Genomic DNA, 26,275 nt, shown 5'->3' with positions numbered 1-26,275 from the left:
GTAACCGTCCGCGAACTCCGGGAGCACCTCGGTGAGTTCGGGGTGGATGGTCGCGCAGTGGTAGCACTCCATGAAGTTCTCGATGATGAGCTTCCAGTTCGACTTCACGTCATAGACGATGCGCTTGCCGACCGAGAGACTGTCGATGTCATAGCGCTCGATCGACTCCACGTCCCCGAGCCGGGAGACGACCTCGCCGATGACGTCCTCCTCGAAGGACGGCGGGTTCTCCGCGAGGCACACCCACACATAACCCAGCCATTCACGCACGGCCACGCTCACCAGGCCGTACTCGGTACGGCCGACGTCCGGCATCTTGGTGAGGTTGGGCGCCGCGACGAGCTTGCCGTCCAGGCCGTAGGTCCAGGCGTGGTACGGACACTGGAACGCCCGCTTGACCTCGCCGGACTCCTCCGTGCACAGCTTGGCGCCGCGGTGCCGGCAGACGTTGAAGTAGGCGCGGACGGAGTTGTCGCGCGCCCGGGTGACGAGGATGCTCTCGCGGCCGACGTCGACGGTGCGGAAGGCGCCGGGCCTCGCCAGTTCGGAGGCGCGCGCGACACAGAACCACATGGTCTCGAATATGCGCTCCTGCTCCTGCGCGAAGATCTGCGGATCCGTGTAGGAGGAGCCGGGGAGGGTGGCGATCAGGCTGTCCGGCAGACCGGTCGAGGTCACGGGGCACTCCTCGGAGAACGTCAGGGAGGGGTCATTCACGCGCCGGGAAGAGCGACTCCGGACGGTGTTGTGTATGGAGCAACGCTGCGTGCCATATGCAACCGCAGCATGGGATGCCTGAGAGGCGGTGTCAAGAGCCCGCGGCGGCGAGCTGCTTGCGCCAGCGCGTGAACAGCCGCGGCTGATTCATACCGAGCACGGCGACCGGATCTCCGGCGCGCCGATAGACGGCCAGCACGTCACGGTCGTCCGCGGCACCCGCCTCGACGGTCACGCTGTCGGCGGCCGCCGCGTGCCCCACGAACTGGATCTTCACGCCGTACTGGTCGGACCAGAAATACGGCGGCCGGGGCACACCCGGTTCCACCGCGCCGCCCGCCAGCAGCGTGGCGATCGCAGCGTCGGGCCGCTCCCGGGCGCCGGTCCAGTGCTCGACACGACGGTGGAAGCCCGCGCGCGGGTCGTACCAGTTGGCGCAGTCACCGACCGCGACCACTCCGGCCAGGGCGGTGCGGCCGTCGGCGCCGCACTTGACGCCGTTGTCGAGCTCGACGCCGGATCCCGCCAGCCACTCGACGCACGGACGCGCGCCCACGCCGACGACGACGATGTCGGCCGGGATACTGCGGCCGTCCTCGAGCAGGACGGCGTCGACCCGGCTCTCCCCGCTCAGCCCCTTGACCCCCACGCCGCACAGCAGTCGCACGCCATGGTCGGTGTGGAGGGCGGAGACGACGGCACCCATGCTCTCCCCGAGCGGCGCGGCGAGCGGCGTCGGGGCCACCTCGACGACGGTCACGTCCAGACCGAGGGCGTACGCCGTGGAGGCGACCTCGGCGCCGATGAAGCCGCCGCCGATCACCACCAGCCGTCCGCCGCGGGCCAGTTCGTCCCGCAGGGCGCGGGCGTCGTCCAGGGTGCGCAGGGTGTGCACTCCCGCCAGGCCCTCGGAGCCTGGGAGGGTGCGGGCCGCGGCCCCGGTCGCGATGACGACGCCGTCGGCGCGCACCTCACGCCCGTCGGCGAGCCGGACGGCGCGGTCCGTGCGGTCGAGTCCGACGGCGCGGGTACCGAGCAGCCACTCGGCCCGCAGGTCCTCGTCACCGGCCTCCAGGGAGAGTTCGGTCTCACCGAGCGTGCCGGCCAGGAACTCCTTGGAGAGCGGGGGCCGGTCGTAGGGCCGGTGGAGCTCTTCCCCGATGACGACGAGCCGCCCGTCGTAGCCCTGCCTGCGCAGTGAGCGCGCAGCCGACAGACCGGCCAGCGAGGCGCCGACCACGGCGACGGTCCTCACGCGGGACCCCCGGCGAGCCGGGCGGATATGCAGGGCGGGAGGTTGGGCGCCGCCGTGGACAACCGGACGTAGACCATGCCGTCCTCGACGAAGACCTCGTGCGTCCGGACCGGCAGCTTGGCCGGCGGGGCGTCGACCGCGCCGGTCCTCAGGTCGAACTTCGAGGCATGCAGCGGGCATTCCACCTCGCAGCCCTCCAGCCAGCCGTCGGCGAGCGAGGCGTCCTGGTGGGTGCAGGTGTCGTCGATGGCGAAGAGCTCGCCGTCGTCGGTGTGGAACACCGAGACCGGCGGATCTGTGTCGAGCCGGTGGGCCTCACCTCGCGGGAGATCCGCGAGGCGGCACGCGGGAATCATCATGACACCTCGGTGCGTATAGCGAAACGGATTGCGATTGACGCAACGCCAGTTTGAGGGCCGCTCCGAACCGTTGTCAAGGCATCACAAGGCCTGGTTCGAACAGGCCTGCGGACTGGTCCCCGGGCAGCCCACAGCGCCCGTACCACCTGCGGAAACAGGCGGGACAGGCGCTGCGCGAAGGCCTCGTGGGGGCGGTCAGAAACCGCGGTCGATCCACTCCTGCAAGTGTGGAGCCTCGGCGCCGACGGTCGTCGTGTCCCCGTGTCCGGTGTATACGACGGTCTCGCCGGGGAGCGTGAGCAGCCGGTCCCGGATCGAGTCGACGATGGTCGGGAAGTGGCTGTACGACCGGCCCGTCGCCCCGGGTCCACCGGCGAACAGCGTGTCGCCGCTGAACAGCGCCGTCAGGGCGGGGGCGTGGAGGCAGACCGCCCCCGGAGCGTGCCCGGGGGTGTGCAGCACGGTCAGTTCGACGCCGGCCACCGCGAGCACCCACCCGTCGGCCAGTTCACCCTCGGGTGCGCGGTCGGGGTGGGTCTGCTTCCACAGCGGCAGGTCGTCCGGGTGGAGCAGGATCGGGGCACCGGTGCGCTCCGCGAGTGCGGGCGCCGCGTCGATGTGGTCGTTGTGGGCGTGGGTGCACACGATCGCCCGCAGGGTGCGCCCGCCGACGGCCGCCGCGATGGCCTCGGCGTCGTGCGCGGCGTCTATGACGATCACCTCGTCGTCGTCGCCGACGATCCACACGTTGTTGTCGACGTCCCAGGTGCCGCCGTCCAGCGAGAACGTGCCCGAGGTGACGAGGTGTTCGATGCGGGCCGCCATCAGAACACCACCACCGAGCGCAGGACGTCGCCGCCGTGCATCCGCTCGAAGGCCTTCTCGACCTCGTCGAGTGCGATGGTCTCCGTGACGAAGGCGTCCAGGTTCAGCCGGCCCTGCAGATAGAGGTCTACGAGCATCGGGAAGTCGCGGGAGGGCAGGCAGTCGCCGTACCAGGAGGACTTCAGCGAACCGCCACGGCCGAAAACGTCCAGGAGGGGCAGTTCGAGCTTCATCTCCGGGGTGGGCACACCGACGAGGACGACCGTTCCCGCGAGGTCACGGGCGTAGAAGGCCTGCTTGTACGTCTCGGGGCGGCCGACCGCCTCGATGACGACGTCGGCGCCGAAGCCACCGGTCAGCTCACGGATCGCCTCGACCGCGTCGGTGTTCCTGGAGTTGACGGTGTGGGTCGCACCCAGCTTCTTGGCGGTCTCCAGCTTGTTGTCGTCGATGTCGACGGCGATGATCCGCGCCGCGCCCGCGAGGCTGGACCCCACGACCGCAGCGTCCCCCACGCCCCCGCAGCCGATCACCGCGACCGTGTCACCGCGTCCGACATTGCCGGTGTTGATGGCGGCGCCGATGCCCGCCATCACCCCGCACCCCAGCAGCCCCACGGCCGCCGCCGACGCGGCGGGGTCGACCTTCGTGCACTGCCCCGCCGCCACCAGCGTCTTCTCCGCGAACGCGCCGATACCCAGCGCCGGCGACAGCTCGGTGCCGTCGAGCAAGGTCATCTTCTGCTTCGCGTTGTGGGTGTTGAAGCAGTACCACGGCCGGCCGCGCAGACACGCCCGACACTGCCCGCACACGGCGCGCCAGTTGAGGATGACGAAGTCACCGGGGGAGACATCGGTGACGCCCTCCCCCACGGCCTCCACCACGCCCGCCGCCTCATGGCCCAGCAGGAAGGGGAAGTCGTCGTTGATGCCGCCCTCGCGATAGTGCAGATCGGTGTGGCAGACCCCGCAGGCCTCGACCTTCACCAGGGCCTCGCCCGGTCCCGGGTCGGGCACGATGATCGTCTCCAGGCTGACGGGGGCACCCTTGCCCCGCGCGACGACAGCACGCACCTGGTGCGTCATGGCCACTCCTCGGCTGGTCGAGACTCGAATCAGATGTTGCTCATTACGGCACTCATCTCATGTGTCGCAACACAGCATCATGCAGCGCCGAGCGGTGGTCAAGGCGCACGACGGGGGTTCTGGCGGCTGTACGGCTTCGCGGCCGAGCGGTGAGAATGCGGACGGGGCCGTGGCCGCACATGCCGGCTCACGACCCCGCAGGGCATGAGCCCCCGCGGTCCTGGCGGGCACAGGGTGCCACGGGCTCCGCGGACCAAGGGGGCGAGTCATGGCGCAGATCTCGGGCGAGCGCGGCCCAGAGTGGAGGGGGCCGCCGCGAGGATGGCGAGGTTCCGCGGTCCGGTGAGCGCGTGTCCTTGGCGCCGCCGATGAACGGCACTACCACCGCGGCCATGCCGGTCGGCATGTGAGTGACGCGTCCGGTGAGCGCGTGTCCTTGGCACCGCCGATGAGCGGCGCTACCACGGCGGCCACGCCATATGAGTGACGCGCCCCTGCCGTCCGAGCCGGTTGTCGGTGCGCGGGAGCCGTTCCTTCACGGCGTGCCCGGATAAGCCGCCGGCCCTCCGGGCACCGAGTTCGGGCGCTGCCGCTCCCCCTCCGGCCGGAAGTGTTGAACTTCGGGCCGGAGCGCCAGTTCTGCTGATTCCGCTTGCGACTACGCGGCCGAGCCGAAGTCCTGCGTCCAGTAGTAGCCCGGCTGGGCCAGGCCGATACCGATCTCCTTGAAGCCGCAGTTGAGGATATTGGCCCGGTGACCGGAGCTGTTCATCCAGCCGTCCATGACGCTCTCGGGGGTGTTGTACCCGTAGGCGACGTTCTCGCCCGCCGACCTGAACTTGTACCCGACGCGGGCGAGCCGGTCACTCATGGACGATCCGTCGGAACCGGTGTGGGACATGTTCTCGTGATCGGCCATGTCCTGGCTGTGGTCCTGAGCGGCCTTGGTGAGCTTGTCGTTCTCCGTCAGCGGCGCACAACCCGCCTTTTCGCGCTCGGCGTTGACGAGAACCAGCACACGATCCGTGGGTCCGGGATCGGCACTGCTGACGGAGGGACTCGGGGCGCTGCTGGAGCTTGTGGCCTTCACAGAGGCCGAAGGCGAGGTGGACTCGTCGGGCGAGTCGGAGGCGGGCGTGGCGGACGGGCTGCTGGATACCGATGGCGACGCGCTCGGGGAGGCGCTGGAGGGTGAGGCGCCCGGCGTGCCGGACGGAGCAGAGGTGGCGGAGGTGCCCGAGGCGGACGCGGACGCGACCGGTGACGCCGAGGGCGTCGGATCGGCTACGGGATCCGACTTGCCCCATCCCCACCAGGGAAACGAGACGACGCGCCAGCCTCCCAGCCCGCTACCGCTCGCCTGGGCGACCGAAGGAACGCCCACGGCGCCCACAACCACCACGGCGACCGCGGCACCGGCTATTTTCTGGCGTTTCGATTTCTGACGGTGCTTGCTCATACGTGGCCTCATTCGGTGATCCGGAATTCTGCAGCAAAAGACGGCACCCCGTAGCGAGACCGGGTGCACACAGCGGCTCGCCTCGGCCCTGGCGAGCCCGGTCATTATGGGGATCGCCCAGCACGCCGGGCAACGAACACCCGCACCGCTGCCGGGCGTTGGCGCAATGCGCCTTCGGGAGACGAGGGACCGCCGTTCGCACCCCTCTTGAACGCCCGTACCCACTCGCGACCAGCCCGGAAGAGCTCCTCCGCAATCGCGATCACCGACCGCAAGGAGCAGTCGAATGAGCCGTTCACGGCGACAAGCTCCCGATTCGGCTTCAAAAGAGCACAGTTATTACCTTCGGTAACCAGTCAATCGATGCCATCGAGCGCAATTCCGGCGTGACGCACATCACTTCAATGCGAAGTGTGAGACCGACGGCAACCTGTCGGCGTCCAGTGGCGACCAAGAAGCAGTTCGCACCGCACCTTCCAGGAGCCACCTATGAGTTCGCGATCCACCGTCAGTCACCGCCTGCGGCGACGCTTCCCGCGATCTGCCCGAGTCGGGGCGGCATGAGGTCACGCCAGCCCGTGCCGGTCGAAACCCTGGACGCTACGGCTACCAGCCGTCAGTTCTTCTTCAGCTCCTCGGCGAGCATCACAAGGATGCCGCTGGGACCGCGGAGGTACGTGAGCTTGTAGATGTCCTCGTAGGTCGCCACACCGCGAAGCGGACGGCATCCGTGCTTCGCGGCTGCCTCAAGGGCTTTGTCGATGTCGTCGACCGAGAAGGCGACGCGATGCATGCCGATCTCGTGGGGAAGAGTGGGCTTCGTCTCGATCGCTTCGGGGTGGATGTACTCGAAGAGCTCAAGACGACCCTGACCGTCCGGTGTCTGGAGCATCGCGATGTTGGCGTGATTGCCATCAAGGCCGACGGCCGTGTCGGTCCACTCACCGCTGACCGTGTCACGGCCGACGACCGTGAGGCCGAGGTCGGTGAAAAAGGCGATCGTTTCTTCGAGGTCACGGACGGCGATGCCGACGTTCTCAAGTTTGATGGCCATGCGTCGCATGCTACCGAGCCGGGCCGAAAGCCGCTCCGCGACCGCCGTCGTGAAAGCGCGAGGTCAGCCGCGTCGCTGTGTCCTCTCGGACTCGGTGCGGGTCCCTGACACCGTCCGGGCCGCCGCGGCCACCTCGGCGGGCCGGATGCCCTACGTCAGCTTCAGATCGGTGTGCAGCACGTAATGGTCGGAGTACGAGCTGGGTTCCACGCTGTGCCTGAGCGGGGTGATGCCTCGTAGGAAGACGTAGTCGAACTTGCTCTGCCACTCGGTGGTCGGCTTGCAGACGCCGACGGAGGCGGGACGGCACTGCGGGTCGGTGTCCATGGCCAGCGCCCAGATCGGGGACAGCTCGGGGGCGTCCGGTACGGCGTTGAAGTCGCCGAGGACGATGGCGCGGTCATGGCGGGCGATTTCCTTGGCGAGTACTCGGGCCTGGTTCACCCGGACCTCTTCCTGGCGTCGTTCGGCGAGGTGGGTGTTGAAGACCCGGACGGACCGGCCGCCCACCGTGGTGGTGACGGCCATGTAGCCGCGGTCCTCGGACCCACCGTCGGGGTACTCCACGTTGACGCGATCCGTCATCGGTGCCGCCGACAGCAGCGCCTGGCCGTAGCCTCCCGGGTTCCACGGCGCTCCCCCGCAGCGGCCCCAGCTCTGCAGAACCGACCCGTACTCGACGTGATAGACCAGCCCGAAAAGGCTCTCCAGGTAATCGCGGACCTTCTTCACGTCAGGCGCGCACGCCTCCTGCACGGCGATGACCTGCGGTGCGTACTCGGCGATCTGCGCCGCCCGGTCGACGTTGCTCTCCTCGCACGGGTTGCACAGGTTCCACGTCATGACCCGGTTGGGAACGACCTCCTTGACCGCGCCGACGGGCTCCGACCTGCCGGAGAGCGCACCGTCCAGTGCGCCGGAGCCGACGAGCGCCATGCACGCGACGATCACCGCACCCGCGAGCAACCCCGCGCGCCTACCGAACACCAGGGCCTCCCCAATATCGATGTACACGGCATCCGACGTCCTGTACTACGTATGTACGAGGTTATGGGACCCGGTGGTCGACCACACATTCACGGCTGGGGAAAGGGCGGCAGCTCGTCCATCACCCGCAGCAGTCTCCGGGCGGGGGCCGCCTCCTCCGGGCGTACGGACGAGGCGAGATCCTCCACGACTGTGCGCCCTGCGAAGACCGCCGCCCGGGCGGCTGCCTCCCAGCCGGGTTGATCGCGGTAGCCGGTGCGGTGCTTGCTGTCCCTCGCCGCCGCGGCTGCGGAGTGCCACTGCTCGGTCCGGCAGATGCTCTCCAGCAGGTCCAGCAACTCGGCCTTGCACGGCACGTGTGGGGCTCCGGCCAGTTCGAGGAGGAACGGGACCGTCGGGGCCGTCGCCTCACCGACAACGAACCCCAACGCGCAGATCACGTCGCCGAGTTCGTCGATGGCGAGACGGGCGGTGTCCTCGTCCGCGTACGCGATCCGGGACAGCAGAGCGGGGACAGCCCCTGCCGGTGCCTGCTGGGCACCGCGGAGTTCGCCCCAACGGATCCTTGAGACGCCTTTCAAGAGGCCAGGACGGCGCATCGAGCTGTGAGACATCGGTCAGCCCGGGGCCGGGGCGCTGTCGGCCGTGTCGCTGGTGCGCAGCAAGCGCAGGAAAGCCTTCACGCCCCCGATGATCTCCTGGTTGCCGGTCAGACGGTTCACCGTGGACTCGAACTCCTTGGACCCGTGTGAACTCGCCTGTCGCCCAGGTGACCGCGAGGACGACCGCGGCCGCCAGGACGTGGCCCGCAACCGCCGCCCGGAGCGGGGTCTCACGGGGTCACAATTGCGTTGCCGTGCACCGGCCGTCTTCGGTCCAATGCCTCCATGACTCATGACGGCGACACGGACCATCTGGAGCAGAACCGGCGCTATTGGGATGACCAGGCCGCCGCTTGGCACGGTCCGCTCGCCCGTGATCACTGGTCGCAGGTGGAACGACGGTGGGGATTGTGGGCGACCCCGGAGTCACAGGTCTCCGTGCTTCCCTCCGACCTTGCCGGGATGCGCGCCATCGAGTTGGGCTGCGGTACCGCCTACGTCTCGGCCTGGCTGGCCAGAGCGGGTGCCCATCCGGTCGGGATCGACCTCTCCGAGCAGCAGCTCAGCACTGCTCGGGCCATGCAGGCGGAGTTCGGCATCGACTTCCCTCTTGTCCTGGGCAATGCCGAGAAGGTGCCTTACGAGGACGACTCGTTCGACCTGGCGATCAGCGAATACGGCGCCTCGCTGTGGTGCGACCCCTACCGGTGGATCCCGGAGGCGGCCCGGCTCCTCGCGCCCGGAGGCCGACTGGTGTTCATGCGCTACTCACCCCTGTTCGCGCTGTGCGTGGGACCCGAGGGGTCGGCGTCCACCACTCTGTCCCGCACACAATTCGGCCTCACCCGATTGGACGGAGGGAATCATGTGCAGTTCGTCCTGCCGCACGGCGAGACGCTTCGTCTGCTCCGGTCCTGCGGGTTCGTCGTCGAGGACCTGATGGAGATACAGGCACCGCGGCCCGCGGAGCGGGACTACTCGGAAGTGTCCGCCGACTGGGCCCGGCAATGGCCCAGCGAGGAGATCTGGAAAGCTCGCCTGGCGGGCTGACGGCGCCGCGGGCGGTTGCTTGATCCACGGGTCGATGCCGGAGAATCAGTCACGTCTTCTTGCGCAGCAGGCGGGTGATCTCCCGGCCCGCGTCGTGCGACAGCCGCGTACTTCTCCCGTTGCTGACACCGAGCGCGGTGGCGAGCCTGCGTGCGTGCAGGTCGACCGCCGACTCGACGAGTTCGGCGAACGTGTGCGCCGCGTCCCGGCCGCCGCGCCAGGCACTCACCCATGTCACCGCCGCGACCAGCGCCGCGGGCCACCACCACGGGGCCACGGCGAGATACAGCAGAGCCCAGCCGGCGCGACGCGCGACGGAGCTGAAGGCGTCCCGCGCCGTCGTCAGGTCCGTCCGAGGTGTCTGGGGCAACAGCAACCACAGACGCGGCCACGCGGAGGACAGATCGATCCGGTAGGCGTCGAACACCCGGTGATCGACGGCCGCGAGCCGGTCCCCCATCCACGTGGGGCGCCGGGGCGGGGCGAGGGAGATGCGGTTGCGGGCCTCGTTCAGGGCGACCGTGTCCCCTTCGGCGGGCGGGATCCGGTCGGGGTCGAGTTCGTCGGGTATGTCCGCTGCGGCGGCGCGGCTGCGTACGGCACTGTGATAGCGGTCCTGGGCCTGGGTCCAGCGGCGAGAGCGCCACCGCGTGAGCGGAGCCGCGGCCCGGTCCAGCGGTGCGGGCCACTCCCCCAGCCACAGCCGCTCGACGCCACCGCCGAGGAACGAGGCCAGCATGCTCGCACCCGCCGCGGCGGCCACGACGAAGGCGGCGGCGAGGGCGATCGTCCCGTTGGAGTGCGCGGCGGGGCTGCCGGCCACGTCGTCCAGTCGGTCCGTCAGCAGACCGACGTCGAAGGCGTCTCGGTGTCCCAGGACGGAACCGGCGGCGGCCACGGAAACGTAGAGCAGACCAGGCAGGACGAGCACCGACACCCAGGTGTCCGCCAGCTTCCCGCCCAGGGTGGTGAGAAAGGCGTCCACGGATCAGAACCTCCTCAGCCGCAACGGCAGTCCAGTGATACGACACGACGGCGCGTCGGTGCCCTCAGGGATGTCGAAAGCGTGGACCAAGCGGGTGCAACGGTGGTCCTCCTGGCGTGGGCAGAAGTAGAACTCCTCGAGAGGGCGGCCTCCTTGTGCGTCCGCAAGCGCAGGGATGGGCCGTCGCGGGGCACCCGGGACACCGCACCGGCGCAGTAGCTCGGCCGTCTGACGCAGCAGCGTCGGCACATCGGCGGCGGGCTCCCCCAACTCGGCCAGGATATGGTCCAGTTCGGAACGCAGGCCCTTGCTGTCCGCCAACGAACGCATGCTGTCGACGCTCTTGCAGACCCGGGCGAGCTCCTGGGCCTGTCGGTCGCTCACCACCGTTGAGTCCCCCGCATTCACCCGGTCCGTCCTCGATCGACACCGCTTTCGTTCCTCCGTGTGTGGCCGTACCGTACTGGCACGCGCTCGGCCGACGGGAAGCGGGGGCAATGGCGCTGCAGTTGCGTGACGAACTAACCCGGGCGCTGCTGGCGCGGCTGAGCCTGTTCGCCGCCACGATGGACCGGGACGCGGTGCTGGCGCCCGAAGCGGTCCGGCAGGCACGGGAGTTGATGTCCTGTGTCGCCGATCCCGCCCGCGATCCACAGGCCGTCGGCGCCGTGGCCGGGCTGTACCGGGCGCGGTCCATGCTGCTCACGGGTGAGGCGGCGGCCGAGGCGCTCGCCGTCGCGGAAGCCCTGCGAGGCCTGGCGGGCCCGGGGGGCGACGAGGAGGCCGTGGACGACCGGCCGGACGAGCCCGTCGAGGAGACCTGGGCTCGGCTGGTCGAACTGGACCGCCGCGCGGCCCTGTTGGAGCAGGCGGCGGTGAATTCACGCGGCGATGTGGAGTTGCTGGCACAGGCGGAGGCAGCGGCCCGTGCGACGGTGAGCGCGGCGCCCCGGGCCCTGCTGCCACAGCGTGCCGCTGCGCTGCGGCGTCTGGGCAGCATCCTGCGCCTGCGCTACGAGGCCCATGGTGACCCGGCGCAGCTCGACGAGGCGATCCAGGTGCTGCGCGAGGCCGAAGTGGCCCACGGCAGCGGACATCCCGACCGCGGCGCGCTCGCCACGACCCTCGGGGTGGCGCTGCGGCTGCGGTACGAGCGGACCAACGCGCTGGGCGACCTGGAGGAGGCGGGGCGGTTCGGGCGCGTGGCCGTGGCGGCGGCCGAGGACGATCGCCGAGCGGCCCCGTCCGGTCCCAACGGGGCCGAGGTGGACCCGAATTGGGCCGGTTGCCTGCACAATCTCGGTATCGCGCTGCGGCTGCGCCACGAGCGGCTGGGCGAGCCGGCGGATCTCCAGGAGGCTCAGCGGCTGGGGCGGGAGGCGGCTGCGGCCTCCGTGCCCGGCCACCCCGGGTTCGGCATGATCCGCCTCGGCCTCGGCAACGCCACGACCGGCGAGGAGAGGATCGCGGCCTATGAACAGGCGCTGGCGGGGTTGCCGCCCGGGGACCCCGCACGGCCCCGCCTCCTCGGCAGCCTCGCCGACACCCTGACACAGATCTGCGTCCAAGGAGGCTCCCCGGCGGTCGCCGCCCGCGCGGGGGCACTGCTCGACGAGGCCCTGGCCGCCGTGCCGGACACTCACGCCGATCAGGCCCAACTTCTGTATCTGCGCGGCAGGTTGTTGACCGCGAGGCTCTTACGGACCGGCACGACGCTCGGCGGTGTGCCCACGCGGCAGCTTGAGGAAGCCCTTCAGTGCCACCGTGCCGCGGCCGTCCACCCGGCGGCGACGCCCCGGGTCCGGCTGTGGTCCCTGACGCACTGGGCCAACCTGGCCATGGTCGCCGACGACGTACGCCAGGCGGCACTGGCCTACGAGGACGCCGTGGCGCTCCTGCCCGTCCTCACCCCGCGGAACCTCACCGACACCGACACCGAGCACACCCTGACCGCGCTCTCCGGACTGGCCTGCGACGCCGCGGCCTGCCACGTGGCCGCCGGCGACCCGGAACGCGCGCTGGCCCTGCTGGAGCTGGGCCGTGGGGTGTTGCTCGGGCGCGGGCTCCAGGGCCGTGACGACATGTCCGAACTCGCCCGGCAGGACCCGCACACGGCCGAACGGCTGCTCGCGCTGCGCACCGCGCTGGACACCCCCGCTCCCGCCACCGCGGACCGCCTCACGGACGGCGCCACCGCCGCGGACACCCGGCACGTCCTCGCCGGCCAGTGGCACGACCTGCTCACCGAGATCCGCACCACCCGGCCGGGGTTCCGGCACTTCCTTCAACCGCCTCCGGTCTCGGACCTGCTGGCGCAGGCGGACGCCGGTCCCGTCGTGGTGGTCAACGTGAGCCGCTTCCGCTGCGACGCCCTGCTGCTCACCCGGGGCGGGCTGCGCGTGGTGCCGCTGCCGGAGCTGACCCTCGGCGGTGTCCGGCAACACGTCGACGCGTTCCTCACCGCTCTGCGGGAATTCACGGATCCGGAGCGTGACTTCCTGGAGGATCCCGACCGCCAGGACGTCCTCGACCTGGTCCTGCGCCGGCTCTGGGACACCGTGGCGGGCCCGGTCCTCGACGCGCTCGGAATGGACGGCGTATCCGCGCAGCCCGCGCCGCAGCGGCTGTGGTGGGTACCCACGGGACCGCTCACCCTCTTGCCGCTGCATGCGGCGGGGCATCACCGTGAGGTGGGCCGACCGGTGCCGCGTACGGTCCTCGACCGGGCCGTCTCGTCGTACACCCCCACCGTACGAGCCCTGGCGCACACCCGCGGCCGAGCGGACCACTTCCGCCGGCGCTCACACGAGGGCAAGGGTCGAACACGCCTGCTGCGGCGCCGCGCCGCGCCCAGCGGCTTTCTGGTCGTCTCCGTCCCCGACGTTCCGGGAGCCGACAGTCTGGAACGCGCGGCCGAGGAGGGGGCCTTGCTGGCGCGGACCGTGACCGGAGTACAGGTCCTGGGCGGCACGGACGCCACCCGCGGCCGTGTGCTGGAGGAGATCGGGCGCCACGGCTGGCTGCACTTCTGCGGGCACGGCGTGACCGAACCGGACAGCCCGTCCCGCAGCCACCTGGTGGTCCACGATCCGGCCGACCGGCGCCTGACGGTCGCCGACATCTCCCGGCTCGACCTGCCCGCCGCGGAGCTGGCCTATCTGTCCGCATGCGGCACCGCGGGCACCGGAGCCGCCCTCGCCGACGAGGCACTCCATCTGGCCAGCGCGCTCCAACTCGCCGGATACCACCATGTCGTGGGCACGTTGTGGGAGACCGACGACGCGGTCGCCCTGGACCTGGCCGAGAAGACGTACGCGGCTCTGGGGACGCCCCGGCCGGTCGCGGAACGCTCGGCTCAGGCCCTCCACACCGCTGTACGCGCCGTGCGCGACCTGTACCGGGACAGCCCGTGGTTCTGGGCCGCCCATGTCCATGTAGGCATGTGAACGCAGATACGGGGAGGGACAGCGGATGAGGATGTGGAAGAGGAACGGCGGGGCCAGATCCCGGGACCAGGCGGTCCAGATGGCCTACCAGTACGACCACGCCATCTCCGAGGAACTCGCCCGCGAGGGCGCGGAGGCGGGCAGCCCGCAGGCCATGGCCGTCTACGGCATCGGCCTCAGTGACCTGGGCCGGACCGACGAGGCGGTGCACTGGCTGGAGAAGGCGGCGGACGCCGGGGATCCGCTGGCGCGGGCCGCCCTGGCCACGCTCCACTGGGACCGGCAGAACGCCGTGCAGGCCGTCCGCTGGCTGCGAATGGCCGAGACCGCCCAGGGGCCGGTGGACGCCCGGATCTCGCTGTTACAGGTGTGGGCCCGCAGCACCGTCCCCTTCGACCGGCCGCCCCGCCCGGCCGGCACTCCCACCACCGACGCCGAGAAGGGCCGTGCCGCGGAGCGCGGCGGCGGCCTCTCCCCCGCCGAGTGGGAGGAGATCCGACAGAACCTGGGAGAGCACCGGTACGGCGACCCACGGGTGCTGTGCCTCGTCGCGCCCATCGCCATCGAGGCCGAGGCCTGGTTCACCGCCGCGGCCGAGACCGCGAAAGCCGGTGTGGCAGACACCCCGGACGGGCTGAGCCTGTCCCCCGACAACTGGCCCGTGCTCAAGGAAGTCCTCAGCCCGGACGACGACATGGCACCGGAGCACCAGCTGGCGGTGGGGGCTCTCGCCGCGCAGGCCGGGGACCTGGCCGGGGCGGAGGAGTGGTTCGCCGCCGCCGCCCGAAGTGGTGACCCGACGGCGCTGCTGTACCGGGCCGAGGTCCACCGCGACCGCCACGACATGGAGCGGGCGGAACCGTACTTCGAGGCGGCCTCCGACGCGGGGAGCGCGGAGGCCCAGTACGCGCTGGGCCACTGGCACGCCGGACGTGGCGACCATCAGGGCGCCGAGCGCTACTACCGCCTGGCCGCCGAGGCCGGGTACACCGACGCCTGGCTGAATCTCGGCGTGAGCCTGCGGCAGCTCGGCAGGCTCGACGAGGCCGAGCGGTGCTGTCGCCGGGCGATCGAACTGGGCGAGGTCGGCGACGGCTGGAACAATCTCGGCAACCTGATGCGGCAGCGGGAACGGATGGGCGAGGCCGAGGAGTGCTGGCGCAAGGCCGCCGCGGCCGGCAGCGGCCCGGCCATGACGAGCCTGGGCGTCTGCCAGTACGGGCGCGGCGAGGTGCAGCAGGCCGAGCAATCGTTCCGCGGGGCCGCGGAGTCGGGTGACCCCACGGGCATGCTCAACCTGGCGACCCTGCTCAAGCAGACGGGCCGTATGGCGGAGGCCGAGGGCTGGTTGCGGCGAGCGGCCGGGGCGGCGTCCTCCCCCTCCGCGGGCGTCACGGTCGGGGGCACCGCGCCATCGGAGACGCCCTCCTCCGACCGCGACGCCGTCGCCCGCTGGCTGTCCCGGAGCGATACCGACGCCGACCCCGCCGTACAGGAAGCCCTGCGGCGGCTGCGGCGCGACGAGGAATGACGCGGCGGCTTCCCCCCATTTCTCGAATCTGGTTCCGACCGGGAACGCGGTCACGGTCGGCGCGACGGTGCGGAGTTTCTCTACCGCGTAGTCGGCCGCCGAGCGCAATACGTGCACGGTCGATGCCGGTAACCGGCTTTCGGCCGCGGCCGCGGGTGGTGTCGAGGCGGCGAACGACGCTGCGGCACCGGCCGCTGTCGTCAGCACGGTACGCCGGGAAACGCTCATGTCTGTGCCTCCAGCGGGGAGTTGGGGCGGCTAGCGGTGGCAGGTGGAGGTGCCCGGACTCCATCGGCAGGCGATGCCCGCGAAGCCGCCGTTGTCGGTGACGTCGATGTCGAGCGTGTCGCCGCCGCGCAGCACCTGACGGTCCTGGACGAGTCCGTCGGCGCCGTCGCGGACCGTCTCGACCAGCCATCGTCCGGCGCCGATCGCGAGCGGCACTTCGGCGGTGCGGGCGGTACCGGCGTACACCCCGCCCAGGAACCAGCGGTCGCCGTCACGGCGGGCGATAACGGCCTCCTGACCGGGGCGGCCTGCCAGCAGTCGGGTGTCGTCCCAGGCGGCGGGGAGTTGGTCGTAGAAGGCGCGGGCCAGGGGCCGTTCGTCGTACGACTCCGGTGTGCCGGCGTACATCTGCAGGGCCGACTCGTAGACGACGGCGAGTCCGGTCTCGGCCGCGTCGGAGTTGGGACGCAGGCCGACGCGCTGGAAGGCGCCGGGGGTGAAGTCCATGGAGCCGATGATGTTGCGGGTGAAGGGCAGGGTGGTGAGGTGGGCGGCGGTGTTGGTGCGCTTCTCCTCGCCTGCGACGCCTTCCAGGGTCATGACCTGCGGCCAGGTGCGTTGCATGCCCTTGGGGAGCGTGGAGCCGTGGAAGTCGACCATGAGGTGGTGGGCGGCGGTCTCCGCGAGGATGGCGTCGTACCACTGGAGCATGGACTGCGCCTCGGAGTCCATGAAGTCGATCTTGACTCCCTTGACGCCCCAGCGTTCGAGCGTGGGCAGCCACTGGGCGCGTTCCCCGGGGGTGTCGAGGTCGCGTTGGTGGATCCAGACAATAATGCCGACGCCCTTTGCCCGTGCATGGTCGACGAGTTCGGGCAGCCAGCTGTTGTTCTGCCAGTTCGGGTCGGTGGTGTCCCACTCGTCGGACTTGAAGTACCAGCCCGCGTCGACGGCCTCGTAGGGCCAGCCGCGTTCGGCGGCGTAGTCGACGTAGGCCTTCTGCGCGGTGAGGCTCTGCCCGGCGGTGCGGCCGCCGGCGAGCCAGGTCCACAGGACGGTGCCGGGTCGGATCCAGCTGGGGTCGGTGACCTTGGAGGCGGGTGCCAGGTCGTCGGTGAAGGTGGAGCGCGTGACGGTGGCGAGGTCGCCAATGACCATGGCACGCCAGGGGGTGGCGAGGGAGCCGCTGGTCCGGACTCGGTCGTCGGCGAGCTTGATCCGATAGGTTCCGGTGCCTTGGGCGTGGGCGAGACGGGCGCCGGAGTAGGTGCCGGTGAGGTCGGACTCCGCGAGGAGCGTGTAGCCGCCGTCCGTGGCGAACAGGGCTTGCGGCGAGTAGTCGTTGGCGGGGGCCGTCGCCGCGGTGTACTGGGCGAACTGGCCCTCGTTGTCAGCCCGGTAGGTGCTGAGCCACGCGGTCGCGTCCTGCGGAAGGCGGAACGCGGACGTCTCGGCGAGGACGTCACCGAGGCCGGCGGGCAGGACGTACCGATAGGCGACACCGTCGGCGGAGGCGCGGACGACGAGGTCGAGCCGGGCGCCCGTGGGCGTGGCGAACGACAGGCGCGTTTCGGTCATGAGGGCCCGGCGTTCCAGCCGTTTGCCGGACTGGGTACGGTACCGCTCGTCCACGAGGCGGTCCTGGCGGTGCAGGAAGCTCAAGTCCTTGGAGAGGTCGGCCTGTTCGGTGACGATGCCGACGGGCGACGGCTCGATGACGGTACGGCGGTCGCGGGTCACGGAGAGGCTGACCGTGCCGGTCGTGCCGTCCAGGGATATCCGCGCGTGGGGTGCGTGCGAAGCGGCCCGGCCGGGGCCGGACACGGTCCAGGTGTGCTCGCGCTGTTCGGCCCGCGCGGGAACCGTCGTGAGAAGGGTGGCCACCAGGCCGGCGCACAGCGCGGCAGCCGCGGTCCTGATCGGAACCGCCATGAGAATCCTCCCTGTTGACGAGGTGAGGCGAGGTGAGCGCTGTGCGGCTACGGCAGTCCCCAGGCCGGGCCCGGTTCGCTGATGGCGACGGGCGCGATGACGAGGTCGGGGCGGCGGCCGGGGTGGACGAGTACCTCGCGGCCCTTGGGCAGGTCGATGGCGAGGGTCCCGTCGCCCAGGTCCTCGGTGTGGGCCGGGGTTCCGTCGTCGAGGAGCACGGTCAGGGTTCCGGCGAGGCCGTGGCGGAGCTTGAGCGGCTCGCCTGCCAGGCTCTTGATCCGGATGAACCGAGTGGTCCCTGCCTTGCGAACCGCGCTGACCAGAAAGGCGCCTTGGGTGCGGAAGTCGTGCAGGGTGAGGTCTTTCCAGGTGGACGGGACGGCGGGGAAGACGCGGATGACGCCGCCCCAGCTCTGACAGAACATGTCGTGCAGGGACTGCGAGGCGGACAGCGGCGTCTCGATCACCGGACCGGCCTCGGTGTAGTGCGTGTTGGGCCGGCAGGGGAAGCGGGTGCCGGTGTCGAAGAACTTGCGCAGGTAGGCGATCGCGGTGTCGCCGTCGCCGGTCATCGCGTGGATCGACGCGGCGCCGGTGTAGCTGTAGCCGCGGTGGGCTCCGGCCAGCGCGTGCCAGCGGACCACCGACTTCGTGATGAGGTCCCGGTGTTCGGGCTGGTCCCAGTTGACGAGGTACAGCGGGTACACCATCAGCAGGTGCGAGTAGTGGCGGTGGGACTGGGCGTACGGGGTGTCGGCACCGATCATGAAGCCGTTGCCGTCGACCGGGTACGGCGTGAGCCGGGCCAGGACCTCCTGCCAGCGCGGGGCCGACTCGTCGTCGAGGCCGAGCAGTTCGGCGGACTCGATGAGCGTCTGGCAGCCCCAGCGGATGAGCGCCAGGTCGTAGTTGGTGTCCTGCGGTGGCACCACCGGGTATTCGGGCGAGAGGGTGCTTGGCAGGTGGAGCTTGCCGTCGCTGCCCGGGGTGAGGAAGTGCAGGTAGTAGTTGATGGCCCGGCGCAGTACCGGGTAGATCGTGTCGCGCAGCAGCGACGTGTCCATGGTGTGCCGGTACGACAGCCAGACATTGTGCAGCGTCCAGGTCAGATCGCCGGTCTCGGCGCCGGTGCCGGGCATGCCCACGCCGCGGTTGGCGAACATGTCGGAACTGCGGCCGACGCCGGAGCTGTCGGAGCGGTAGGCGGCGGGCACGTTGGCGATGAGCTGTTCCTGGTTCTGGCGCAGAGTGGTGGCGAGCGCGTCGAGTTCCAGGTGATTGGAGCCGTGGATGAGCCAGTACTCCAGTTGGACGTTGAGGTTCCACCAGACCGCGGGCCACGGTGTCGGCTCCAGCCATGGACCGGAGGTGGCCATGACGGGGCCGCCGGCGCGGCTGGCGGAGGCGACTTTGTAGAGCTGGATCCAGTGGAAGCTCTGCAACCGCTGATCGGGGAACGAGACGAAGCTCTTCCGGTAGAACGCGTGCCACCAGCGGATGTGCCGTTGCCTGAGGACGTCGTGGGACGGGGCGCGCCGGAGGTTGCGCAGGGAGTCGGCCTCGGCGGCGGTGTCGGAGGGGAAGCTGTGGCCGACGCTGAGCAGCAGGTCGTCCCCGGTGCGGCGGTAGGAGGTCGCGGTCCTGCCGCCGCCGGTGAGGGGTTGGAGTGTCTGCTCGGTGCCGTCGGTGGTGGTCCGGGTGGTCCAGGGCGGGTTGGGGGTGTAGCCGGCGGGCGGGGCCTCCTGGATCTTCCGGGGGCTGATGGCCTCCTCGGGGTGGAAGGTCCAGGTGGGGGCTTCGTCGCCGTCGGCCGTCACACGGACGGCGAGGACCTCGTCGTGGATGAGGGCGGAGAGGCTGAGAGTGCCTGCGGTGGTGGTGACCGTTCCGGCGAGTTCGGCGTTCCACAGGCTCAGTCGCCAGTCGACGGCGGTGATGGTGCCGACCGGTTCGAGGGTGAGGTGGCCGACCGGCAGGCGGGCGGTGCCCCAGCCGCTGCCGAACTCGGGCCGGTGGTCCTGGACTCGGCCGTGCTGGACGGTGAAGCGGATGTGCCGGGTGTTCGGCTCCTGGTAGACCATGGTGCCGAGCAGGCCGTCGCCGAGGAAGGGGCCCTCGTACCAGAGGGTGGGCAGCTTGCTCCAGAGCAGGTCCTGACCGCGGAGGAAGCCTTCCCAGGCGCGGTCGGTGGTCATGGTGTCGCGGAGTCTCCAGGGGCGGCGTGCCTGCTCGGCGGCTAAGCCGGCATCGCCGGACTGCTCGGACCGTTCGGGCTGTTCGGCGTGGGCCGTCCCGGGCAGGGCGGCGGCTGCCGCGCCGCCCAGTGCGGTGCCGAGTACGGCTCGGCGGGGCAGGGGTGAGGTCTTCCCCGACTGCGAGGTCATCGTCGTCCTCCGGGTCTGAGGGGATCATCGATACATCGGGTGTATCGGGGAACGTAGGCATGCGCCATGCAACTGTCAAGAACCTTTACAGTGACAGAGTTCGGCCATTACTGAAGCAGACAGAGAGAGATGAGCCTCAGGATGCGCCTGAGCTGCCCCGATACACCGCCAACTCATCCGATGTATCGAGGGTCCTACGCCCGTACTCGTCCGCTCCGGGTCACTTCACGAAGCGGTACTTCAGATGGGTGGCGAGCGGGGTGTCCACCACCCGGGCCACTTCGAGCCGCCGGCCTGCGTCCAGCCCGCCGAAGAGCCGCAGCCCGTCTCCCAGCAGCGCCGGCACCACGTGCAGCTGGAGCTCGTCGACGAGTCCCGCATCGAGGTACTGCCGCACCGTGCTCGCGCCTCCCGCGATGTCGACGTTCCTCTCCCCCGCGGCGGCCTTCGCCTGCTGGAGGGCACTGTGGATGCCTTCGCTGACGAACGTGAAAGTGGTGCCGCCCTCCTTGACCAGGGTCGGCCGGGGTCGGTGGGTCAGTACGAAGACCGGGGTCCTGAAGGGCGGGTTGTCGCCCCAGAACTCCTCGCCGGTGTCGTACATCATCCGCCCCATGACCACGGCTCCGGTGGCGTCGAACCACTCACGCATCAGCTCGGAATCCCGGTTCTCCTCCCCACCACTCATCCCCTGGCGCTCCCGCCAGCTCGCCAGGTTGTGGATCCACTCGAAGAGCGGCTCGGCGCCGTCCCCTCCCGGGTTGTCCAGAGTGACGTCGGGGCCGGCGATGTAGCCGTCGAGGGACATGGCCAGATCAGCGGTGATGGTCACGATGGGTGCTCCTCAGGTTCTGGGGTGGTGGTGCCTTCACTCTCACGTCGATCGGGAAGCGGCGCATTCGACATCCGAGCACGCCTGTACCGAAGTCGACGTCCACCGATTCGCGCGCCCGGGCTGCGGGAGCGTCGCGCTGTCAGACCCTCATGCCACCGTGGAGGCAGGACGAGGGGAAGGAAGGGCCCCGTCATGGCCGATGTCGACGCACAGTTCCTGCGCAGCCTGTTCGACGAGGAAGGCAGCCTGCACACCGCGGGTCGCACCGCCCTGTATCGGCTGTACGGCCCCGAAGGCCTGCTCTACGTCGGGATCACGATCTGCCCGCTCACCCGGATACGCACCCACCTGCGCGAACAACCCTGGAGATCACTGGTCATCGCCATCCGGATCGACTATCCCGACGACCCGGAGACGGCCGAGCGCCAGGCCGTCCGTGCGGAGCACCCTCGGTACAACGTCGTCTTCAACGCACCCGCCCCTCCCCCGCCCGCCGACCCCGCCTCACGCCTCAGAGCCCAACTCTCCGTAGAGCAGCGGCGGCTCGCGGAACTCGAGGCCACCGTGCCCGAATCCTCCGCCCACCTGCGTCTGCTGACCCGCGCCGTCAGCACGAAGAGAACGAGAATCGCGAAACTCACCGAGGACATCAAAGAAGCGGAGAGCGCGGCCGCTCCTGTCCCACCGGAGCCCCGAAGGCGGCGCTGATGACCGGATCGGTCCGCTGCCGGACCCGATGCGGCCTGTCGTCGGCCCACCCGCGGGGATCAGGCTTGGTGCATGACCCGAGCATTGATCGTCATCGACGTCCAGGAGTCCTTCCGCGCCCGGCCGCTGTGGGAGACCATTTCCGACCCGAAGATCGCCGACAAGGTGAACCGCCTGGTCCGGCTCGCCCGCCGGGCCGGGGACCAGGTGGTGTGGGTGCTGCACTCCGAGCCCGGCACCGGCGGCGCCTTCGACCCGGCACTGGGCCATGTGCGGCTGCTGGAGGAAATCGAGCCGCCGACGGACGACGAGCCCCTGATCCACAAGACCTCGCACAACGCCTTCACCACCACCAACCTGCAGCAACTTCTCACCGAGCACTGCATCCGCGAGCTCACCCTGTGCGGCATCCGCACCGAACAGTGCGTGGAGACCACCGCCCGCGTCGCGAGCGACCTCGGATACCAGGTCACCTTCGTCGTCGACGCGACCGCCACCAACCCCGTCCCGCACCGCGACGCCCCCGAGGGCCAGAGCGTCGCCGCACTGCTCGCCGACCCCCGCACCCTGCCCGCCGAGGAGGTCATCCGACGTACCGAATACGCCCTCGCCGGACGCTTCGCCGCCATCGCCACGGTCGACGAGCTGGAAGCCGCGGCCGGCCTTCCGGCATGATGACCGAATCGTGAGCCACGTCGTCTTCTTCCTGGTGCCCGGAGTCCATCTGCTGGACCTGGCCGGCCCCGCGCAGGTCTTCTCCACGGCCGCCGATTTCGGGCACCCGTACACCCTCACCTACGTCGCCGAGCAGCCACAGGTCCCGACCGCCCAGGGGCTGCCGCTGGTGGCCGGCCTCGACTGGCCCGAGCTCGGACCCCAGGACCTGATCGTGGTGCCCGGCTGGCGCGCCGTCACCCTGGCCGACTCGCCCGCCATCGACGAGGCCTCCCTCCAGGTCCTGCGAGACCACCACGCCAAGGGCGGGACGGTGGCCAGCGTCTGCGCCGGGGCGGAGGCGCTCGGGCGGGCCGGGCTGCTCAAGGGCCGGCGCTGCACCACTCATCACGACGTGCAGGACGAACTGGCCGTACGCCACCCCGGCGCGCTCGTCGTCCGCGACGTCCTGTTCACCTCGGACGACCGCGTGATCACCTCGGCCGGCATCGCCAGCGGCATCGACCTGGCCCTGCATCTGGTCGCCGGCCGGCACGGCCCCGCCGTCGCCGCCCAGGTCGCCCGGGACATGGTGGTCTACGCCCGCCGCAACGGCCATGAGCCGCAGTCCAGCGCGATGTTCCGGCACCGCTCCCATCTCGACGACACCGTGCACCAGGCCCAGGACCTCATCGACACCCGCTTCGACGAGTCACTGCCCCTGCCCGCCCTGGCCACGGCCGTCGGTGTCAGCGAGCGCACCCTCACCCGTCTGTTCACTCGCGCCACCGGCCTCACCCCCCTCCGCTACCAGCAGACCCTCCGCCTCGAACGCGCCCAGCACCTCATCAGCCACGGCGCCACCGTCGACGCGGCCGCCCGCTCGGTCGGCTTCACGGACCCCCGCATGCTGCGACGCCTTCGCACGCGTACCGACTGACGACGAGGCCCGCCGGCGTGACGCAGGAGCTAGGTCCGGGGGATGTCCTTGATGAACACGATCCCGTCGGTCGCGGCCAGGTGCGCCGGGTCGAACGAGGCGTAGCCGTAGTACGGGGACACCCGGTGAGCGGGCCATGTGTCGGCGAGGGTGGCGGCCAGGCGGGCGGTGTCGATGACGCAGCGGTCCTCCGGGAGCGCGTACAGGAGCCCTTCGACGGTGTCCGGCGGCGGGGTGTCCACGCCCTGGTGCCGGATCGTGCCGAGGGCCGTGGCCAGGAAGGCGTACTCCTCACCCAGGCGGGCGCTCACGATCGCGCCGGCACTCCACCACTCCAGCAGCGGGTGGTCCCACATCCGCATCGAGCTCTTCTCCCGCTGGAGATGGGCGTTGTGGGCGAAGACCAGCACCGAGGTGCGCTCGGCGAGCGCGAGCAGGTTGTCGGCCATCATCGAGTCCCGCAGACCCAGCAGCCGGGTCATGCGGCTCGGTGAGGTGTCGGCCATCCAGAAGTGGTAGCGCAGCAGGCCGGTGGCGGTACGCCCGTACAGGCGCGCCCGGTCCCAGTCGTCCCTCGAGGTCGCCTGGATCAGGTGCGGGGTGTGTGCTTCGAGCAGGGCCAGGAGGTCGTCGGCGACCGTCCGCAGTTGACCGGCCTCGGCCGACTGCCCCACGGACCGGGCCGGGTCCATCATCGCGGCGGGGTCGGTCCATGGGTCGTCGGCGCCGAGCAGGCGGTCGAGTGTTTCCGCGGTGCACGGGAGCTGGTCCGCGTCGACCCGGGCCGACAAGTAGCCGTGGAGTGCGGTGAGGGCCTGCCGGGGGCTTTCGGCACCGGTGATCTCCAGCGGACCGTCGAAGCCGGCGAAGCGCAGCCGCTCGGACGCGGGCCGACCGTCGTTGTAGGCGCGCATCCAGCGCACGAGTTCGCGGTTGGCCGCGGAGGCGCCGAAGCCGTGGCTGAACCCGTGCTCCATGACCTCGTCGAGGGAGCCCGTCCCCGTGGTGACGTACTCGTCCACGACCAGGCCCCTCAGGCAGTCGCTCTCGATCGTGATCGTCCGGTAGCCCTCCTCTTCGACGAGCTGCCGGAAGACGTCGTTGCGCAGATCGAGCAGAACGTCCTCGCCATGGGTGGGCTCCCCCAGGGCGAGCACCCGCGGCCGGGTCGGGAACAGCCCCATGACGGCGGCGGCCTCGACGGCATGGACGGTGTCCTTGAAGTCAGTAGCCATGCCTTCAACGCTATCGTTGAACTTTCGGTTGAAACTTTCCCTCGATATCAGCAGGATCATGGGACGAAACCTTCAAAACAGCGAACGGCTCAGGCCGGTCGACCTGGCCCGTGGGCACGGGCTGTCCACACAGGCGGTCAGAAACTACGAGGAGGCGGGCATCCTTCCGCCCGCCGGTCGCACTCCGCACGGCTACCGCACCTACACCCCGCTGCACGCGCGGGCTCTGCGGGCGTTCCTCGCCCTGGTGCCCGGGCACGGCCACCAGACGGCGACGTCGATCATGCGGGCCGTGAACGAGGACGCGACCGAGGAGGCGATGCGCCTCATCGACGAGAGCCACGCCCAACTCCTCGACGACCGGCGCACCCTGCACGCCGTGGAGCGCGCTCTGCGCGACCTGGAGCCCACGCCCGAGCCCGACGAAGTGGCCCGGTCCGCCGGTGAGTTCATCGGGGTGCTGGCGGGGCAACTCGGCATCCGGCCCGCGACGCTGCGCAAATGGGAGCGCGCCGGGCTGGTACGCCCGCGCCGCGATCCACTGACCGGATATCGCGTCTACGGCGAGACCGACGTACGGGACGCCCGGCTCGCCCACCAACTCCGGCGCGGCGGCTACCTGCTGGAGCAGATCGCCCCGCTGATCGCCCAGGTACGCGCGGCGGGCGGCCCGGAGCCGCTGGAGGCCACCCTGCGCGACTGGCACGGCCGGCTGTCCGCCCGCGGGCGGGCGATGCTGGCCGGGGCCGCGGAGCTGGAGGCGTATCTCCGCGAACGCGGACAGCGTCCCTCCTCTCCGACCTTTGACAGTCCAGGAGGGCCGGGCTAAGGCAGGGTCGAGTTCTCGATCACCCCGGGCGAGGAGCACTACAACCCGATCGGCAGCGTGCACGGCGGCGTCTACGCCGCCCTGCTCGACTCGGCGACAGGGTGCGCCGTGCAGTCCGCGCTCCCGGTCGGCATGGCGTACACCTCGCTCGACCTGACCGTGAAGTTCCTCAAGCGGATCACCGCCGGCACGGGCCGGGTCCGGGCCATCGGTACGGTCGTCAGCCGAGGCCGGCAGACCGCACTCGCCGAGGCCAGGCTGATCGACGCCCAGGAGCGCCTGCTGGCCCATGCCACGAGCAGCTGCATGCTCTTCCCGGTGCCCGCCGACTAGCGTGCTTCGCCGTGCCGTTGCAGGAAGGCCGCGAGAGCGGCCGTGAGTTCGGCAGGCGTGTCCTCCTGGACCAGGTGGCCCGCGCCGGCGAACCGTTCCAGACGTGCATCCGGGATGCGGGCGCCGAGCTCGCGTCCCTTCTCACGGGGGATCCAGGTGTCGTCCTCCCCCCAGCAGATCAGCGTGGGGATCGTGATGTCGGCGTACCGGTCCTGGATCTCGTCGGTGTGGTCCTGGGTCGCCTGGGCGATCTGCCGGTAGAAGGCCGCCTGGCCTGGGTCGCCGAGCCAGGGCCGGACCAGTCGGTCCAGGACGGCCGGGTGCAGGCCGGGGCTGCTGGCCGAGCTGACGTATTCGCGTACCAGGGCCCGGTGCAGTGCGGGCGGCAGTTGTTCGAAGACCGCGGAGTGTTCGCCGACGAGCCGGAAGAACGGCGAACCCCATGGGGCCAGTGCGACCGGATCGACCAGGGCGAGCGCACGGTAGCGGGCTCCGTGCAGCAGATGCGCTCGCAGACTGACGGCACCGCCGAAGTCATGGGCGACCACGAGGGGTTCGTCGAGGCCCCAGTACGCGAGGAGTTCAGCGAAGACCCTCCCCTGTGCGGCCAGGGAGACGTCCTGGCCGGTGGACTTCTCCGATGCGCCGTAGCCGGGCATGTCCCACACGAACACCTGGTGGTCGCGGGCCAGCGCGCGGGCCACGGAGCGCCAGACGTACGACGAGAAGGGCGTGCCGTGCAGCAGCACGACCGGGTCCCGGCCGGGCGGGCCGAGGCTGCCCCAGCGCACCTCCCCCGACGTGCTGCGGAACGTCTCGGCCAAGTCCCAGTCACTCACGAG

24 protein-coding genes and 1 pseudogene are annotated in these 26,275 nt (G+C 70.5%); 9 read left to right on the top strand and 16 right to left on the bottom strand.

The features are described 5' to 3' along the window. The 6 genes from TN53_RS19765 to TN53_RS49335 all read right to left on the bottom strand — a co-directional run. Positions 1-678: aromatic ring-hydroxylating oxygenase subunit alpha (locus tag TN53_RS19765; RefSeq protein WP_046259867.1), on the bottom strand; the 678-nt coding region annotated here is incomplete at its 3' end. Positions 679-808: 130 nt separating this feature from the next. Continuing rightward, positions 809-1,972, bottom strand: a complete 1,164-nt coding sequence (locus TN53_RS19760; RefSeq protein ID WP_095046594.1) for an NAD(P)/FAD-dependent oxidoreductase — start codon at positions 1,970-1,972, stop codon at positions 809-811. Next, a complete protein-coding gene (locus TN53_RS19755; RefSeq protein ID WP_046259865.1) occupies positions 1,969-2,331 on the bottom strand; it encodes a bifunctional 3-phenylpropionate/cinnamic acid dioxygenase ferredoxin subunit in 363 nt (120 codons plus the stop codon). The genes TN53_RS19760 and TN53_RS19755 overlap by 4 nt, the downstream gene beginning before the upstream one ends. A 195-nt stretch (positions 2,332-2,526) precedes the next feature. Then, complete coding sequence (locus TN53_RS19750; RefSeq protein ID WP_046259864.1) at positions 2,527-3,156, bottom strand: MBL fold metallo-hydrolase; 630 nt, start codon at positions 3,154-3,156, stop codon at positions 2,527-2,529. Then, positions 3,156-4,241 carry an S-(hydroxymethyl)mycothiol dehydrogenase gene (locus TN53_RS19745; RefSeq protein WP_046259863.1) on the bottom strand — a complete coding sequence of 362 codons (1,086 nt, stop codon included), beginning with the start codon at positions 4,239-4,241 and terminating at the stop codon, positions 3,156-3,158. The genes TN53_RS19750 and TN53_RS19745 overlap by 1 nt, the downstream gene beginning before the upstream one ends. A gap of 658 nt (positions 4,242-4,899) precedes the next feature. After that, positions 4,900-5,259, bottom strand: a complete 360-nt coding sequence (locus tag TN53_RS49335; protein WP_052745254.1) for a CAP domain-containing protein — start codon at positions 5,257-5,259, stop codon at positions 4,900-4,902. A 7-nt stretch (positions 5,260-5,266) separates the two neighbouring features. Between TN53_RS49335 and TN53_RS49330 the strand changes: the two genes are divergently transcribed. Continuing rightward, positions 5,267-5,686: a hypothetical protein gene (locus tag TN53_RS49330; protein ID WP_052745253.1), complete on the top strand. Its 420-nt coding sequence runs from the start codon at positions 5,267-5,269 to the stop codon at positions 5,684-5,686. A gap of 630 nt (positions 5,687-6,316) precedes the next feature. Here the strand turns inward: TN53_RS49330 and TN53_RS19735 are convergent. From TN53_RS19735 to TN53_RS19725, 3 genes are all read right to left on the bottom strand, one after another. Then, complete coding sequence (locus TN53_RS19735; protein ID WP_046259861.1) at positions 6,317-6,754, bottom strand: VOC family protein; 438 nt, start codon at positions 6,752-6,754, stop codon at positions 6,317-6,319. Between the two features lie 150 nt (positions 6,755-6,904). Continuing rightward, positions 6,905-7,690 carry an endonuclease/exonuclease/phosphatase family protein gene (locus TN53_RS19730; RefSeq protein WP_095046598.1) on the bottom strand — a complete coding sequence of 262 codons (786 nt, stop codon included), beginning with the start codon at positions 7,688-7,690 and terminating at the stop codon, positions 6,905-6,907. 140 nt (positions 7,691-7,830) lie between these two features. Next, entirely contained in the window at positions 7,831-8,322 is a 492-nt protein-coding gene (locus TN53_RS19725) for a hypothetical protein (protein ID WP_234441647.1), read from the bottom strand. A 306-nt stretch (positions 8,323-8,628) separates the two neighbouring features. On the opposite strand from TN53_RS19725, the gene TN53_RS19720 reads away from it, so the two are divergent. Then, entirely contained in the window at positions 8,629-9,393 is a 765-nt protein-coding gene (locus TN53_RS19720; RefSeq protein WP_046259859.1) for a class I SAM-dependent methyltransferase, read from the top strand. A gap of 49 nt (positions 9,394-9,442) precedes the next feature. Here TN53_RS19720 and TN53_RS19715 read toward each other — a convergent pair whose 3' ends face one another. Both TN53_RS19715 and TN53_RS19710 read right to left on the bottom strand, forming a co-directional pair. After that, positions 9,443-10,378 carry a hypothetical protein gene (locus TN53_RS19715; protein ID WP_046259858.1) on the bottom strand — a complete coding sequence of 312 codons (936 nt, stop codon included), beginning with the start codon at positions 10,376-10,378 and terminating at the stop codon, positions 9,443-9,445. A 3-nt stretch (positions 10,379-10,381) separates the two neighbouring features. Next, complete coding sequence (locus TN53_RS19710; protein WP_159038162.1) at positions 10,382-10,762, bottom strand: hypothetical protein; 381 nt, start codon at positions 10,760-10,762, stop codon at positions 10,382-10,384. A gap of 113 nt (positions 10,763-10,875) precedes the next feature. Here TN53_RS19710 and TN53_RS19705 point away from each other — a divergent pair, with 113 nt between their 5' ends. Both TN53_RS19705 and TN53_RS19700 read left to right on the top strand, forming a co-directional pair. Next, entirely contained in the window at positions 10,876-13,824 is a 2,949-nt protein-coding gene (locus TN53_RS19705; RefSeq protein WP_052745252.1) for a CHAT domain-containing tetratricopeptide repeat protein, read from the top strand. Positions 13,825-13,849: 25 nt separating this feature from the next. Next, the gene (locus TN53_RS19700; RefSeq protein WP_095046592.1) at positions 13,850-15,355 is read left to right on the top strand and encodes a tetratricopeptide repeat protein; all 1,506 of its coding nucleotides are present in this window, start codon (positions 13,850-13,852) and stop codon (positions 15,353-15,355) included. 258 nt (positions 15,356-15,613) lie between these two features. Here the strand turns inward: TN53_RS19700 and TN53_RS19695 are convergent, their stop codons facing one another. The 3 genes from TN53_RS19695 to TN53_RS19685 form a co-directional block, all read right to left on the bottom strand. After that, entirely contained in the window at positions 15,614-17,515 is a 1,902-nt protein-coding gene (locus tag TN53_RS19695) for a glycoside hydrolase family 97 protein (RefSeq protein ID WP_046259856.1), read from the bottom strand. A gap of 47 nt (positions 17,516-17,562) precedes the next feature. Further along, a complete protein-coding gene (locus tag TN53_RS19690; protein WP_046259855.1) occupies positions 17,563-19,899 on the bottom strand; it encodes a glycosyl hydrolase family 95 catalytic domain-containing protein in 2,337 nt (778 codons plus the stop codon). A 220-nt stretch (positions 19,900-20,119) separates the two neighbouring features. Next, positions 20,120-20,731, bottom strand: coding sequence for a dihydrofolate reductase family protein (locus TN53_RS19685; RefSeq protein ID WP_046259854.1), 612 nt, complete (start codon positions 20,729-20,731; stop codon positions 20,120-20,122). Positions 20,732-20,926: 195 nt separating this feature from the next. On the opposite strand from TN53_RS19685, the gene TN53_RS19680 reads away from it, so the two are divergent. From TN53_RS19680 to TN53_RS19670, 3 genes are all read left to right on the top strand, one after another. Beyond that, entirely contained in the window at positions 20,927-21,442 is a 516-nt protein-coding gene (locus TN53_RS19680) for a hypothetical protein (protein ID WP_046259853.1), read from the top strand. A 72-nt stretch (positions 21,443-21,514) separates the two neighbouring features. Next, complete coding sequence (locus TN53_RS19675) at positions 21,515-22,117, top strand: isochorismatase family protein (protein ID WP_046259852.1); 603 nt, start codon at positions 21,515-21,517, stop codon at positions 22,115-22,117. A 10-nt stretch (positions 22,118-22,127) separates the two neighbouring features. Further along, positions 22,128-23,036, top strand: a complete 909-nt coding sequence (locus tag TN53_RS19670) for a GlxA family transcriptional regulator (protein WP_046259851.1) — start codon at positions 22,128-22,130, stop codon at positions 23,034-23,036. Between the two features lie 29 nt (positions 23,037-23,065). Here TN53_RS19670 and TN53_RS19665 read toward each other — a convergent pair whose 3' ends face one another. Next, positions 23,066-24,271: an erythromycin esterase family protein gene (locus tag TN53_RS19665; RefSeq protein WP_046259850.1), complete on the bottom strand. Its 1,206-nt coding sequence runs from the start codon at positions 24,269-24,271 to the stop codon at positions 23,066-23,068. A gap of 58 nt (positions 24,272-24,329) precedes the next feature. On the opposite strand from TN53_RS19665, the gene TN53_RS19660 reads away from it, so the two are divergent. Together TN53_RS19660 and TN53_RS19655 are read left to right on the top strand one after the other, a co-directional pair. After that, entirely contained in the window at positions 24,330-25,100 is a 771-nt protein-coding gene (locus tag TN53_RS19660) for a TioE family transcriptional regulator (protein WP_046259849.1), read from the top strand. Then, positions 25,101-25,433 (top strand): annotated as a pseudogene (locus TN53_RS19655) (PaaI family thioesterase); the annotation flags it as partial. Here the strand turns inward: TN53_RS19655 and TN53_RS19650 are convergent. Further along, positions 25,430-26,272: an alpha/beta fold hydrolase gene (locus TN53_RS19650; protein ID WP_046259848.1), complete on the bottom strand. Its 843-nt coding sequence runs from the start codon at positions 26,270-26,272 to the stop codon at positions 25,430-25,432. The pseudogene TN53_RS19655 and the gene TN53_RS19650 overlap by 4 nt on opposite strands. Positions 26,273-26,275 lie beyond the last annotated feature (3 nt).

This window comes from Streptomyces sp. WM6386 (genome assembly GCF_000972385.1).
Taxonomy (GTDB): domain Bacteria; phylum Actinomycetota; class Actinomycetes; order Streptomycetales; family Streptomycetaceae; genus Streptomyces.
The sequence above is the reverse complement of the archived record's forward strand: the minus strand, read 5'-3'. Positions and strand labels throughout refer to the sequence as shown.

Coding starts and splice junctions, on each gene's coding strand:
- TN53_RS19690 (WP_046259855.1), bottom strand. CDS start 19,899: ATGACCTCGCAGTCGGGGAAGACCTCACCCCTGCCCCGCCGAGCCGTA.
- TN53_RS19665 (WP_046259850.1), bottom strand. CDS start 24,271: ATGGCTACTGACTTCAAGGACACCGTCCATGCCGTCGAGGCCGCCGCC.
- TN53_RS19745 (WP_046259863.1), bottom strand. CDS start 4,241: ATGACGCACCAGGTGCGTGCTGTCGTCGCGCGGGGCAAGGGTGCCCCC.
- TN53_RS19735 (WP_046259861.1), bottom strand. CDS start 6,754: ATGGCCATCAAACTTGAGAACGTCGGCATCGCCGTCCGTGACCTCGAA.
- TN53_RS19675 (WP_046259852.1), top strand. CDS start 21,515: ATGACCCGAGCATTGATCGTCATCGACGTCCAGGAGTCCTTCCGCGCC.
- TN53_RS19755 (WP_046259865.1), bottom strand. CDS start 2,331: ATGATGATTCCCGCGTGCCGCCTCGCGGATCTCCCGCGAGGTGAGGCC.
- TN53_RS19660 (WP_046259849.1), top strand. CDS start 24,330: ATGGGACGAAACCTTCAAAACAGCGAACGGCTCAGGCCGGTCGACCTG.
- TN53_RS19680 (WP_046259853.1), top strand. CDS start 20,927: ATGGCCGATGTCGACGCACAGTTCCTGCGCAGCCTGTTCGACGAGGAA.
- TN53_RS19730 (WP_095046598.1), bottom strand. CDS start 7,690: ATGGCGCTCGTCGGCTCCGGCGCACTGGACGGTGCGCTCTCCGGCAGG.
- TN53_RS19750 (WP_046259864.1), bottom strand. CDS start 3,156: ATGGCGGCCCGCATCGAACACCTCGTCACCTCGGGCACGTTCTCGCTG.
- TN53_RS19695 (WP_046259856.1), bottom strand. CDS start 17,515: ATGGCGGTTCCGATCAGGACCGCGGCTGCCGCGCTGTGCGCCGGCCTG.
- TN53_RS19705 (WP_052745252.1), top strand. CDS start 10,876: ATGGCGCTGCAGTTGCGTGACGAACTAACCCGGGCGCTGCTGGCGCGG.
- TN53_RS19720 (WP_046259859.1), top strand. CDS start 8,629: ATGACTCATGACGGCGACACGGACCATCTGGAGCAGAACCGGCGCTAT.
- TN53_RS19700 (WP_095046592.1), top strand. CDS start 13,850: ATGAGGATGTGGAAGAGGAACGGCGGGGCCAGATCCCGGGACCAGGCG.